Origin of the sequence: Mesorhizobium sp. M7A.F.Ca.CA.002.04.1.1 (assembly GCF_004022805.1) — a bacterium.
In the GTDB taxonomy this organism is placed as follows: domain Bacteria; phylum Pseudomonadota; class Alphaproteobacteria; order Rhizobiales; family Rhizobiaceae; genus Mesorhizobium; species Mesorhizobium ciceri.
Window position 1 is genome coordinate 1 of the sequence record NZ_RZPL01000073.1, and the last position, 12,671, is coordinate 12,671.

10 protein-coding genes are annotated in these 12,671 nt (G+C 63.7%); 4 read left to right on the plus strand and 6 right to left on the minus strand.

Features of this window, described 5'->3' with window-relative positions; genetic code table 11:
- The coding region (locus ENZ75_RS06225; protein WP_128277968.1) for a pseudouridine synthase at positions 1 to 1,444 on the minus strand (1,444 nt) is incomplete at its 3' end.
- 182 nt (positions 1,445 to 1,626) lie between these two features.
- On the opposite strand from ENZ75_RS06225, the gene ENZ75_RS06230 reads away from it, so the two are divergent.
- The gene (locus ENZ75_RS06230; protein WP_013532358.1) at positions 1,627 to 2,076 is read left to right on the plus strand and encodes a nucleoside deaminase; all 450 of its coding nucleotides are present in this window, start codon (positions 1,627 to 1,629) and stop codon (positions 2,074 to 2,076) included.
- A gap of 36 nt (positions 2,077 to 2,112) precedes the next feature.
- On the opposite strand, the gene ENZ75_RS06235 is transcribed toward ENZ75_RS06230, so the two are convergent.
- From ENZ75_RS06235 to ENZ75_RS06245, 3 genes are all read right to left on the minus strand, one after another.
- Positions 2,113 to 2,784: a hypothetical protein gene (locus ENZ75_RS06235; RefSeq protein ID WP_013532359.1), complete on the minus strand. Its 672-nt coding sequence runs from the start codon at positions 2,782 to 2,784 to the stop codon at positions 2,113 to 2,115.
- A gap of 207 nt (positions 2,785 to 2,991) precedes the next feature.
- The gene (gene ileS / locus ENZ75_RS06240; RefSeq protein WP_063167720.1) at positions 2,992 to 5,955 is read right to left on the minus strand and encodes an isoleucine--tRNA ligase; all 2,964 of its coding nucleotides are present in this window, start codon (positions 5,953 to 5,955) and stop codon (positions 2,992 to 2,994) included.
- A gap of 234 nt (positions 5,956 to 6,189) precedes the next feature.
- Complete coding sequence (locus ENZ75_RS06245; RefSeq protein ID WP_024504841.1) at positions 6,190 to 6,996, minus strand: MipA/OmpV family protein; 807 nt, start codon at positions 6,994 to 6,996, stop codon at positions 6,190 to 6,192.
- Positions 6,997 to 7,190: 194 nt separating this feature from the next.
- Between ENZ75_RS06245 and ENZ75_RS06250 the strand changes: the two genes are divergently transcribed.
- Positions 7,191 to 7,745: an HdeD family acid-resistance protein gene (locus ENZ75_RS06250; protein WP_013532362.1), complete on the plus strand. Its 555-nt coding sequence runs from the start codon at positions 7,191 to 7,193 to the stop codon at positions 7,743 to 7,745.
- A gap of 1 nt (position 7,746) precedes the next feature.
- Here the strand turns inward: ENZ75_RS06250 and ENZ75_RS06255 are convergent, their stop codons facing one another.
- Together ENZ75_RS06255 and ENZ75_RS06260 are read right to left on the minus strand one after the other, a co-directional pair.
- Positions 7,747 to 8,727 (minus strand): bifunctional riboflavin kinase/FAD synthetase, encoded by a 981-nt coding sequence (locus tag ENZ75_RS06255; protein ID WP_063170200.1) that lies wholly within the window; start codon positions 8,725 to 8,727, stop codon positions 7,747 to 7,749.
- Between the two features lie 6 nt (positions 8,728 to 8,733).
- A complete protein-coding gene (locus ENZ75_RS06260; RefSeq protein ID WP_063170199.1) occupies positions 8,734 to 9,594 on the minus strand; it encodes a TIGR01459 family HAD-type hydrolase in 861 nt (286 codons plus the stop codon).
- 230 nt (positions 9,595 to 9,824) lie between these two features.
- Between ENZ75_RS06260 and ENZ75_RS06265 the strand changes: the two genes are divergently transcribed.
- Positions 9,825 to 11,810: a TadE/TadG family type IV pilus assembly protein gene (locus ENZ75_RS06265; protein ID WP_027163218.1), complete on the plus strand. Its 1,986-nt coding sequence runs from the start codon at positions 9,825 to 9,827 to the stop codon at positions 11,808 to 11,810.
- Between the two features lie 131 nt (positions 11,811 to 11,941).
- A complete protein-coding gene (locus ENZ75_RS06270) occupies positions 11,942 to 12,574 on the plus strand; it encodes a LysE family translocator (protein WP_024504845.1) in 633 nt (210 codons plus the stop codon).
- Positions 12,575 to 12,671 lie beyond the last annotated feature (97 nt).

Sequence of the window (12,671 nt, forward strand, 5' to 3'; positions counted from 1 at the left end):
CGCCAAGCTGGTCGCGCAACACCCTGCCCTTGATTTCCAGCACATGGCCCTCGGCGAGGTCATCGAGTTGGAACGGCCCGTAGGAGATACGGATCAGCCGCGTCACGTCGAGGCCGAGCGAACCCAGGATGTTCCTGACTTCGCGGTTCTTGCCCTCGCGCAGGCCGATCGTCAGCCAGGCATTGGTGCCTTGCTCGCGATCGAGCGTCGCTTCGATGGCGCCGTAAAAGACGCCGTCGACGGCGATGCCTTCGCGCAGGCCGGCAAGCGCGCTTTCCTCGACCTTGCCGTGGACGCGCACGCGGTAGCGGCGCAGCCAGCCGGTGGCCGGCAGTTCGAGCACGCGCGACAGGCCGCCATCATTGGTGAGCAGCAGCAGGCCTTCGGTGTTGATGTCGAGCCGGCCGATGGTCATCAGCCGTGGCAATTCAGCCGGCAGCACGTCGAAGACGGTCTTGCGGCCCTCGGGATCGCGGTTGGTGGTGACGACGCCGGCCGGCTTGTGGAACAGGAACAGCCTTGTGCGCTCGATCGGCGGGATTTCCATACCGTCGAGATGGATGATGTCATCAGGCATCACGTTGAAGGCCGGTGAAGTCAGAGCGCGACCATTGACCTTGACGCGGCCGGCGGCAATCAGCTCCTCGGCATCGCGGCGCGAGGCGAGGCCGGCGCGGGCCAGCCGCTTGGCGATGCGCTCGCCTGCCTCTTCCGCAGCCTCGGCGGGACGCGGGCGTGGCTTGAAGCTGCCGCCTGACGCGCCTTGCGGCCGATCGTTGAAATCCCGCTTCGGGCGATCGCTGAAGTCACGCTTTGGGCGATCGACGGCGTCACGCGGGGCGCGGTCACTGAAATCGCGCTTGGGACGGTCGAAGCGCTTTTCGCCGCCCGCTGCCGCCGCAGCCGGCCGGTCGCCCCGCGGTGCATAGGGTTTGCGTGGCCCTTCGCGCTTCTCGTAGGGCTTGCGCTCGCCTTCAGCGGCCACCGGGCGGTCGCCGCGCGGCGCATAGGGCTTGCGTGGCCCCTCGCGCTTTTCATACGGTTTGCGCTCGCCTTCTGCGGCCATTGGACGATCGCCGCGCGGTGCGTAGGGCTTGCGCGGTCCTTCGCGCTTTTCATAGGGCTTGTGCTCGCCTTCGGCGGCCATTGGGCGATCGCCGCGCGGTGCATAGGGCTTGCGCGGCCCCTCGCGTTTCTCAAAAGGCTTGCCTTCGGGACGCGGGCCTTTGCTGAAAGGCTTGTCGCCGCCCTTGAAATCGCGCTTCGGCCGCTCGCCATCGGCAGCCATCGGCCGGTCGCCACGCGGTGCGTAAGGTTTCTTGGCGCCAAAGGACGGTTTGCCGCCCTTGCCCGCGGCGCCATCGCGGCTGCGCGGTCCCGCGGCTTTCGGCCCACTCTTGGCCGGCCCCTTCCTGGGTCGGAATTTCTTGTCGTTGTCGTCCATGTGGCCTTTATCCGTTTGCGCTGCTACAGCGTGGCGCATCCTTTCGGGCGCGCAACGAACGCTGTAGCACTTTTGATGTGGCGCATGATCATTTTCGAAAACCGAGTCCCGATTTTCGATGTCATGCGCTCCATAACAGGATCACCGTCAGGTGGCGAGGAGATAATCGGAGTGGAAATCGCGTGAAGCGGCCCGATTTCATGGCGCTGGCGCTGAAGGAGGCCGAAGCTGCCGCCTTGCGAGGCGAAGTGCCGGTCGGCGCCGTCATCGCCAACGGCGCTGGTGTTGTCGCCAGCGCCGGCAACCGCACACGCGAACTTGCCGACCCGACCGCGCATGCCGAGATGCTGGTCATCCGCGAAGCCTGCCGCAAACTGTCGGCCGAGCGGCTGACCGGGCACGATCTCTATGTGACGCTGGAGCCTTGCGCCATGTGCGCCGGCGCCATTTCCTTCGCCCGGCTGCGCCGGCTTTATTTCGGCGCCGCCGACGACAAGGGCGGCGCTGTGGTCAATGGCGTGCGCTTCTTCGCCTCGCCGACCTGCCACCACGCGCCCGACATCTATCCGGGCATGGGCGAGACCGAAGCAGGCCTGCTGCTTAAAGGATTTTTTCGGGAGCGGCGCGGCTGAAGCGGGCGCTACGCCCGGCGACACAATTCGGTGTTCTTACAGCCAATCGAACCAGCCGCTGCCCTTCTTGCCTTCCGCCTCTTTCTTGAGACGGCGTTCCTTCTTGTACTCGTCCTCGCCAAGCTCGTTCTGCGGCGCGGTGCCGGCCGCGACACGATACTGCACTGGAGGCTCGCTCAGATATTTGCGGGTGTTCGGATCGCCCTGCTTGCTGTCGGCGAGGCGACGCTGGATCTCGGCGGCACGGCCTTTGTCGGAATCGGCCGGTGTCCATGCCGGCGGGTGGCTCGAGCCTGACTCCGCCATCGCCCTTTTCACCGAGGCCGGATCGGTTTGCACGTCGTCGACGATCTCCGACTGATAGGCCGGGTCGTTCTGATGGGCGGTGGCATCGGCCCGCAAGCGGGCGCGGCGCTGCTCGGGCGATTCGGGCCATTCGGCGCTCGCCGTCTCGATGCTGTCCTGCGGGGCCGGCAGCGCTTCCTTCTGGCCGGGCGCCGGCTTTACAAGCGTCGGACGCGGCTTGTAGTCGATCTGTTCCTTGCGCTTCGGCGCAAATGAAAAGGCGCCTGAAATATCGCCGGCCAGCTGTTCGCCGGCGGTCTTGTCGGTGCCGTAGGTCGGAGAGCCCATGCAGCCGGACAAAGCGAGGCCCGACGCGACAAGCGGCGCCAGCAGCGCCAGGCGCGCATTATATCTCTCGGTCATGCCAAAAAGTCCCACTCTAGACAGCCTCTCGATTGCCACCAGCCTCGTGGCCGGTCCCCATCGTCCAAGCACTTGCGACGGAAATCCGGCGACAATTTGTCTTCCGGAGTTTCGCGTGTTTACCTCAACCACTCGTTAAGGGCAACGCGCGGGCGGTTTTCACCCGCCCGGCGTGGCATTTGTGCACCGATCAAGCTGGCCGGCCTGTCAAAGCCGGCCAAGCGCCTTCAATTCATGCAGCACCGCCGCATCCCTGGCCGAAACATCCGGGAATTCCGGATCCTGGCCGACATCGGCGGTGTAGCGCCATGAGCGTGCGCATTTTAACAGGCCGCGATCCTCGGCCTTCTCGACCACCACGGCGACACCCCTGACGTCGTCGATCGCGAAGGCACCAGCCGGTGCCTCGCCATGCGCGATGACCAGATCGCTGGTGATCGCCATCTCGGCCATGTCGACATCTGAAATCGCCGCTTCGAGCGCTGCATCGTTGATGGTGACGACCGGCACCGCTTCCAGCGACGATCCGATCACCTTCTGGGCGCGCGCGATCTCCAGCGCGCCGGTGACGACGCGCCGCACCTGCCGCACCTGGCGCCACTTTTCCGCCAACGCCTCGTTCTGCCAGTCCGCCGGGATTTGCGGGAACTGGTCGAGATGCACCGAGACCGCGTCGGGATGACGATCGAGCCAGGCCTCCTCCATGGTGAAGGGCAGCATCGGCGCCAGCCATTTCACCAGGCAATCGAAGAGATGGCGCACCACCTGCACCGAAGCCTTGCGCTTCAGGCTCGACGGCGCGTCGCAGTAGAGCGCGTCCTTGCGGATGTCGAAATAGAACGCCGACAGCTCGACCACCATGAAATCGAGCAGCATGCGGGTGATGCGCTTGAACTCGAAAGCGTCGTAGCCCGAGCGCACGACCTCATCGAGCTCGGCCAGCCGGTGCAGCATCAGCCGCTCCAGCTCCGGCATCTTCTCCAGCGGCACCTCTTCGCCATCGTCATGGGCGAGCGTGCCGAGCATCCAGCGGATGGTGTTGCGCAGCTTGCGGTAGGCATCGATGTTGGTCTGCAGCACGTTCTTGCCGAGCCGCTGGTCCTCCCAGTAGTCGGTCGTCACCACCCACAGACGCAGGATATCGGCGCCCGACTGCTTGATGACGTCCTGCGGCACCACGGTGTTGCCGAGCGACTTCGACATCTTGCGGCCATCCTCGTCCATGGTGAAACCATGGGTGACGACAGTATCGTAAGGCGCCCTGCCCCTGGTGCCGCAGCTTTCCAGCAGCGAGGAATGGAACCAGCCGCGATGCTGGTCGGAGCCTTCGAGATAGACGTCGGCCGGCCATTTCAGGTCAGGGCGATCCTCCAGCGTGAAGACATGCGTCGAGCCCGAATCGAACCAGACGTCGAGGATGTCCATCACCTGCTTCCATTTGGAGGCATCGTGATTGCCAAGGAAACGCTCCTTGGCGCCAGCGGCGAACCAGGCGTCGGCGCCCTCCTTCTCGAAGGCGTCCATGATGCGCTGGTTGACCGCTTCGTCCTTCAGCACATTGCCGTCGACATCGGCGAAGACGGCGATCGGCACGCCCCAGGCGCGCTGGCGCGACAGCACCCAGTCCGGGCGCTCCTCGATCATGGCGCGGATGCGGTTCTGGCCGGCGGCGGGCACGAAACGGGTTTCGTCGATGGCCTTGAGCGCCCGGCTGCGCAGCGTCGAGCCGTCGCCGAGGTCCTTGTCCATATAAACGAACCATTGCGGCGTGTTGCGGAAGATGATCGGTTTTTTGGACCGCCACGAATGCGGATAGCTGTGCTTCAGCCGGCCACGCGCGAACAGCGCGTTGCGCTTGATCAGCTCGTCGATGACGGCCTGGTTGGCGTTGCCCTTCTTGCCGTTGTCGTCGATGACGCGCGCCGGTCCACCCTCGCGGTCCGGTCCGAAACCCGGCGCGTCCTTGGTGAAGAAGCCGCCATCGTCAACGGTGAACGGGATGGCGGGATCGATGCCGCGTGCGCGCAGATCCACCGCCGCGTCCATCCAGGCGTCAAAGTCCTCGCGGCCGTGTCCGGGCGCGGTGTGGACGAAGCCGGTGCCGGCATCGTCGGTGACATGGTCACCGGCGAGCATCGGAACGGCAAATTCGTAGCCGCCGCCCAAGCCCTTGAGCGGATGTGAAAGCGTAAGGCTTCCAAGCTCTTGCGCCGAGACGCTGCGGAGACGATTCAAGGTGACCTTGGCCTTGGCCGAGGAGTCTTCGGCCAGTGCGTCGGCAAAGATCAGCTTTTCGCCCGGCTGCGGGCCGAACGCGTTCTCGGCTGCCGTGACCTCGTAGAGGCCATAATTTATACGCGGCGAATAGTTGACGGCGCGGTTGCCTGGGATCGTCCACGGCGTCGTCGTCCAGATGACGACGTGGGCCTGCAGCAGATCGAGGGCGCCCTCCGTCAGCTTGGTCTGGCCATCGTCAATGGGGCGGACAAGGCTGGCGACCGGAAACTTCACCCAGATCGTGTCGCTCTCATAGTCGTGGTATTCGATCTCGGCCTCGGCCAGCGCCGTGCGCTCGACCACGCTCCACATCACCGGCTTGGAGCCGCGATAGAGCTGGCCCGACATGGCAAATTTCAAAAGCTCGCCGGCGATGCGCGACTCGGCATGGAAAGCCATCGTCGTATAGGGGTTCTTGAAGTCGCCGATGACGCCGAGGCGCTGGAACTCGGCCCCCTGCACTGTGATCCAACCCGCGGCGAATTCGCGGCATTCCTTGCGGAACTCGTTAACCGGTACCTCGTCCTTGTTCTTGCCCTTGGCGCGGTACTGCTCCTCGATCTTCCATTCGATCGGCAGGCCGTGACAGTCCCAGCCGGGCACATAGTTCGAGTCGTAACCGCGCATCTGGAACGAGCGGGTGATGACGTCCTTGAGGATCTTGTTCAGCGCATGGCCGATATGGATGTTGCCATTGGCGTAGGGCGGGCCGTCATGCAGCACGTATTTCGTGCGGCCGGCAGCGCTCTCGCGCAGCTTGCGGTAGAGATCCATGTCCTGCCAGCGCTTGACCAGCAGCGGCTCCTTCTCCGGCAAGCCGGCGCGCATCGGGAAGTCCGTCTGCGGCAAATAAAGCGTCTTGGAATAGTCGATCGTTTCAGTTGTGTCGGTCATTGGTCTGCCATGTGCATTGCCCGGCGGGCGTACAAGCTCGGGCGTGAACTATCATGTTATGAAAAAAGCGCGAGGGGCGCGCAGAAACTCCCGGCGGCTCCGGCGGCGCTCAGGCCACCCGGAACACCGGGCCTGTAATTCGTATCGCGATCGCGAAAAGGCGCGAAAAGCTGGTCATGGCTGGGCTTTTAGCCGAAGCCACGGCAGGAATAAAGCGTCTCTCGTTCGATTCACCTACATCGTGAAATCGAAGCGGTAGGTGGTCGACACGCCGACCGTGAACTGGTTGCGGTCGCCACGCTCCTTGACCAGGCTGGAATCGGCCGCCGGTCCCATCAGGCGCGAATATTCGCCAAACAGGCTGGCGGTCATCGGCTCGGTCACCTTCCAGGTTATGGCGCCGCCAAGGCCGGTCGATTTCAGCCCGCCACCGGGATGGTATTCGCTCAGGCCCGAGGCCACCGCCTCCTGCGCGTTGACGCCATAATAGGCGTCAAAATAGTTGCCAGAGGCGAAGGAAACACGCGGTCCTCCCGAAATCCTGACGGTCGGCGTCACGTCGTAAAAGGCATCGGCGGCGATGTCGGCGACAAAGCCGTTGTGGGCGCGAATGCCGTGGCGCAGCTCGGCGCGGGCGCGCAGCCAGTCCGTCGGATAGAATTCGAAGAAGCCGCCGACTTCGCCGCCCCAGCGCACCGGATCGAGGCCCTTCAGTTCATCGGCGTTGTCGTCGTCGCGGGAAAACAGGAACTTGCCGGTCAGGCCGGCGCGGACACCGCCATCGTCGACCAGCGCCAACGAGATGTTGTCGTTGCGCGAGACAAAGCGTGCCGCCGGTCCGGCCTTGCCCAATGAGATGATGGGTTGGGCGCTCAGCATGTATTTCCTGCCGCCCTCGAAATTGGGCGCGACCAGGCCGGTGGCGCCAACGGTCAGATACCAGTCGCCGGACAGCCAGCTGCCCTCGCCCGCATTGGCGGCGCCCGCCCCGCCCAGCACCGCAGCGGCCAACACTAGAGAGATTCTTCCGACCGGACTCATGGCCACTCCACTAACACGACACACACGATTACCGATGACAGCTTTGACGGCCGTTTGGTAAAATTTGATTTAAACCCGAGACATACGCTCGCGCTTTGCCGCGATGCCGCTGCCGGTCATCGACTGGACGTTGGCCCGCGCCCGGATTACCTTCCATCCGCAGTATTCCGCAGCCCTCGATGGAGACCGCGACAATGACCCTGCATGGCGACGCCCTGAAAATCGCGATCGAACAGACACGGACAAAATGGGGATGGTTTGTCGCGCTCGGTGTGCTGCTGCTCATCTTCGGCGGCATTGCCTTCGCCAACCTGTTCGTCGCCACGGTGGCTTCCGTCTACGTCGTGGGATGGCTGATGCTGATGGCGGGCATCATCGAGATCGTGCACGCGTTCGGCGTCAAGACCTGGAGCCGCTTCTTCTACTGGCTGCTCAGCGGACTGCTGTACGCCGTTGCCGGCTTCTTCGCTTTCGGCAATCCGTTGCTTGCCTCGGCGGTGCTGACATTCCTGCTGGCGATTGCGCTGGTCGCGTCAGGGGTGCTCAGGGCCTGGGTCGGCTACAGCCATCGGCCGGAACGCGGCTGGGGCTGGATCGTCGCTGCCGGTGTCATCACCGCGCTTGCGGGCCTGATCATCGCCATGGGCTGGCCGGTCAACAGCCTGTGGGTGCTCGGTCTGTTCCTGGCGATCGATCTGATCTTCCAGGGCTGGACCTTCATCGCCGTTGGCCTGGCACTGAAGAAGTAGCTTAAAATGCCATCGCAGCGTCGAGGTCGGAGAGCGGCCTGACGCCGGCAAGCAGCGCGCGTGCCTCGGCTTCATCGCGCTTCATCTGCGCGACCAGCGCGTCGAGCCCCTCGAACTTCACCTCCGGACGCAGGAAACCGAAGAAGGAAACCTGACAAACCTCGCCATAGAGGTCGCCGGAGAAATCGAAGACAAAGGTTTCCAGCAGCGGCGCGCCGTTGTCGTCGACTGTCGGGCGTCGGCCAAAGCTGGCGACGCCGTCGTGAAGCGTGCCGTCGGCGCGGCGGAAGCGGACGGCATAGATGCCCTCCCTGAGTGCGGCTTCAGCCGACAGCCTCATATTCGCGGTTGGAAAGCCAAGGGTGCGGCCAAGCTGCTGTCCGCCGACCACCTCGCTTTCGACGGTGAACCGGTAGCCGAGCAGACCGGCGGCTTCAGCCACTTCACCCTCGCCCAGCAATCCGCGGATACGGCTGGACGACACCACCTCGGCGCCCTCGTCCCGGAACGCGTCGACGAGCGTGACGCCGAAGCCGTGACGCTCGCCGGCCGCCATCAGGTAGGCCGGGCCGCCCTGACGATCCTTGCCGAAATGGAAGTCGAACCCGGTTACGGCGTGAGTAATGCCGAGGTTCGTTTCCAGCACATCCGTCACGAACGCTTCCGCCGACAGCGAGGCGAAGTCGCGCGTGAACGGCTGCTCGACGAGCGCGGCAAAGCCCAGCAGCGACAGCAGCCGCGCCTTCATCGGCGGCGGCGTCAGCACGAACAACGGGATATCAGGCCTGAAGATCTTGCGCGGATGCGGTTCGAATGTCAGCACCAGGGCCGGCACGCCGCGCCGTCCTGCCTCCGCCGAGGCTCGCTCGAGCACCGCCTGATGGCCGCGATGGACGCCATCGAAATTGCCGATCGCCACGACGCCGCCGCGCAGGTCGGCGGGAAGCGGCGCGGTTGCCAGGATGCGCTGGAAGGCTGCCATCGTCACCTACCGAAGTCTGGGAATGACGGCCACCGGACCATAGCCATGCTTTTCCAGGAAGGCCGCCAATCTTGCCGGATCCGGTTGCAGGGCATCGCCATAGTCGCGGGCATGGATACCGCCGGAGACATAAAGAACATCGAAGCCATTGTCGGCGGCGCCCTTCACATCGGTCATCATGCCGTCGCCGATGGCCAGCACCTGGCCGCGCTCGACCGGCTGGCCAAGAATCTCGGCAACCTCCTTCATCGCGAGATTGTAGATCGGCGCGTAAGGTTTTCCAGCGATCAATGTGCGGCCGCCGAGCTGGGCATAGTCACGCGCCAGCGCGCCGGCACACCAGATGATGCGTTCGCCACGTTCGACCACGATGTCGGGATTTGCGCAGATGAAAGGCAGGTTCCTGGCGCGCAGCCGCCGCAGGAGCTCCGCGTAATCCTCGGGCTTCTCGACCTCGTCGTCGAACAGGCCGGTACAGACGACGCCGGACGCCTCGAACTCCTCGACAAGCTCGACGTCGAGACCTTCATAGAGGGTGAAGTCGCGGTCGGCGCCGATATGGAAAATCTTGCGCGGCCCTTCGGCGATCAGATCCCGGGTCACGTCGCCTGAGGTAACCACCCGGTCGTAGGCTGACGGTGGAACACCGATCGCGTTCATCTGCGCCACGACATCGGCACTTCTGCGCGGCGAATTGGTGATCAGGACGACGGGGATTTTCGCCTCTCGAGCCCTTGCCAATGCGGAGGCCGCCACAGGGAAATGCGTTTCGCCATTATGGACCACGCCCCAGACGTCGCACAGGATTGCCGAATAGGCCTTCGACACGTCTTCGAGCGAGCCGATGATTTCAGGCGAATCCGCCATGCCGTTTCCTTCAGTCATGATCGTTGCGACCGCCACGACAGACGGTTCGCCGCAGCCGGTTCGGATTAGCCGAACCATTCCGGCCTGTCACCAGCTTTCGCCAGGCACGATTGGTTAGCGGTTGGTGAAGTGCTGACCCGGCAATAGAGCGATTTGCCAAACCCGGCCTTCAGCGTTTTGTGGAAAGCTGGCGTCGATCGAGAATCCGCCGGCGGGGGCCGCTCCAAGACATGCATGGACTTTGGCGTCAGTTCTGCCGCGACCAACGCGGCAACTATGCTCTTATGACGGTCGTCGCTATGGTTCCGCTGATGGGCGCCCTGGCAATGGCCGTCGACTTCACCGAGATGAGCCGCGAAAAACAGGCGGTTTCGAACGCGCTCGATGCCGCAAACTTCGCCACGGCGCGCCGGCTGACGGAGGGTGCCACCGACGACCAGTTGAGGGCCTATGCGCTCGACTTCTTCAATGCCAACCTCAACAAGATCAATCCCGCCAATACGACGCTCACCGTCACCTTGCCAAGCAACACCACCGGCGGCGGCTTGCTCAAGATGACCGCGCGGCTGGACTACAAGCCCTATTTCTATCCGGTCTTCGGCCAGCTCGTCGGCAAATCCGAAACCGACGCCAACCAGAGGATCAGCTTCAACATCACCTCGGAAGTGCGGCTGAAGAACACTCTTGAAGTCGCCCTGGTACTCGACAATTCCGGGTCGATGACCAAGACCGGAACGGGCTCGGGGCAAACGCGCATCGACCTTCTCAAGACCGCGGCAAAACAGCTGGTCGACACGCTGGCCCAGCAGGCGGCGATGATCAAGCAGGTCGACAGGCCGGTGCAGTTCGGCCTCGTGCCGTTTGCCGCCTCGGTCAATGTCGGGCCCGGCAACGGCAATGCGCCCTGGATGGATACCGAAGGATTGTCGCCGGTATCGAACGAGAATTTCGACTGGTCGACGCTGAACGCAGCCGACAAATACGCCCAGCAGACCAACGGCATCTGGTACAAGCGCGGCACCGGATGGGGAACCGACGAAGGCCAGATGCTGACCCGGTTTTCGCTCTATCGCGACATGAAGGTCGTCACCAACCATGAGCGTGTCGTCAACAGCAAGCGCGTGGTGTGCGACGAATACAACCCGAACAACACCTGCAAACGCGACCACGACGAATACGACTACATCGACACCTATGGCCCGTTCGCCAGTTGGCAGGGCTGCGTCGAGGCCAGGCCTTATCCCTACAATGTCAACGACGCGGCGCCTTCCGGCGGCTCGGCGAACACCGGCATAGGGGTCGGCGATCCGGCGACGATGTTTGTGCCGATGTTCGCCCCGGACGAACCCGGCAACCATTGGAGGCTCACCCAGGATCCCGACGAGGCCGCGCCGACGACCTATGGCGCCATCAACAGCTGGTGGAATGACGACCCGACGAGCAGCACCGGCCAATCCCGGCTGCGCAACATGTCCAAATATTTCCAACCGAGGCCGATCAATGCGCCGGCGCTGGCCGCCGGCAACGGGCCGAACTACAGCTGCTCCACCAACCCGATCACGCCGCTGACCGATGTCAGCGTTACCACTGGGCTTACCGCGATCAAGGCCGCGATCGACCTGATGAAGCCCGATGGCGGCACCAATGTTCCCGAAGGCATGGCCTGGGGTTGGCGGGTGGTTTCGAGCGGCGAGCCGTTCACGCAAGGCCGCCCGGAAACCGAGAGAGGCAACGACAAGGTCGTCATCGTGCTGACCGACGGCGCCAATACCTACTACACGCCGTCCTCGCTCAGCCATTCCGACCCCGCCGATTCGAAATCGACCTATGCGTCCTTCGGCTATCTCAACCCAGGCTACAACGGCACTTCGGTGGGCCGCCTGTTCATGGGCACATCGAGCGCCATTGGCCAGTTCGACTATTCGAACGGCAACTACACCAACGCGCTCAACGAGCAGATGGCGACGCTTTGCAACAACGCCAAGGCAGCCAATATCATGGTGATGACGGTGGCGCTCGACCTGTCGACGACCAAAACCGCCGATCAGCAGGCGATCGAGGCGCTGAAATCCTGCTCGTCGAACTCGCGCTTCCGCAAGGATCCAACGGACGCGAGCAAGCCGGCAAAACTGTTCTGGAATGCCACCGGCGCCAGCTTGTCGAACGATTTCAAGGAAATCGGCAACGAATTGTCGAACCTGCGCATCGTCGGCTGATCCTCAGGCTTCGGGGGCTGGCTGGAACAACGGCTGGCGCCGCCATGCACTTGCGCGCGCCTCCCGGGACAGGCACATCTTGGCCGCCTGCCGGATCGCGCGTCCATTCGCGGCGCGCTGGGGAAGAACAGATGCCCGAAACAGCCAATCATCTCGCCTTCGCGCTGGTCTGCCTCGGCATGGTGCTGACGCCTGGCCCCAACATGATCTATTTGATCTCGCGTTCCCTGTCGCAGGGGCCGAAGGCGGGGCTCATCTCGCTTGGCGGCGTGGCGCTCGGCTTTGTCTTCTATGTACTGGCGGCGGCATTCGGCATCACCGCGCTGCTGCTCGCAGTGCCCTACGCCTATGATGCGCTGCGCTTTGCCGGCGTGCTCTATCTCCTGTGGCTGGCCTGGCAGGCGGTGAAGCCGGGCGGACGCTCGCCATTCGAAGTGCGCGAATTGCCGAGGGACCGGCCGCGCAAGCTTTTCGCCATGGGCCTGATGACCAATCTGCTCAATCCGAAGGTGGCCGTGCTCTATCTGTCGCTGTTGCCGCAGTTCATCAGCCCCGGCAAGGGTCACGTCCTGTCGCAGCTCCTGGTGCTCGGCGCGACACAGATCTCGATCAGCCTCAGCGTCAATGCCGTCATCGCGGTAACGGCCGGTTCAATCGCCACCTTTCTCGCCGGACGGCCCTTGTGGCTGGTCATCCAGCGCTGGATGATGGGAACCGTGCTGGCGGCTCTTGCGCTGAAGATGGCGACAGACGCGCAGCGCTGAGAGTGCAAACCGGCGGTCGCCGCTGTCAGCCGCCGAAGACTTCTTTCAGGAATGCATGAGAGGCAAGGATGGATTGCTCGGCAGCATTGTACTGACC

What these genes read in the sequence shown, in the direction of transcription:
- ENZ75_RS06265 (WP_027163218.1), top strand. Translation starts at nt 9,825, where the DNA reads ATGCATGGACTTTGGCGTCAGTTCTGCCGCGACCAACGCGGCAACTAT.
- ENZ75_RS06250 (WP_013532362.1), top strand. Translation starts at nt 7,191, where the DNA reads ATGACCCTGCATGGCGACGCCCTGAAAATCGCGATCGAACAGACACGG.
- ileS (WP_063167720.1), bottom strand. Translation starts at nt 5,955, where the DNA reads ATGACCGACACAACTGAAACGATCGACTATTCCAAGACGCTTTATTTG.
- ENZ75_RS06260 (WP_063170199.1), bottom strand. Translation starts at nt 9,594, where the DNA reads ATGGCGGATTCGCCTGAAATCATCGGCTCGCTCGAAGACGTGTCGAAG.
- ENZ75_RS06270 (WP_024504845.1), top strand. Translation starts at nt 11,942, where the DNA reads ATGCCCGAAACAGCCAATCATCTCGCCTTCGCGCTGGTCTGCCTCGGC.
- ENZ75_RS06245 (WP_024504841.1), bottom strand. Translation starts at nt 6,996, where the DNA reads ATGAGTCCGGTCGGAAGAATCTCTCTAGTGTTGGCCGCTGCGGTGCTG.
- ENZ75_RS06235 (WP_013532359.1), bottom strand. Translation starts at nt 2,784, where the DNA reads ATGACCGAGAGATATAATGCGCGCCTGGCGCTGCTGGCGCCGCTTGTC.
- ENZ75_RS06255 (WP_063170200.1), bottom strand. Translation starts at nt 8,727, where the DNA reads ATGGCAGCCTTCCAGCGCATCCTGGCAACCGCGCCGCTTCCCGCCGAC.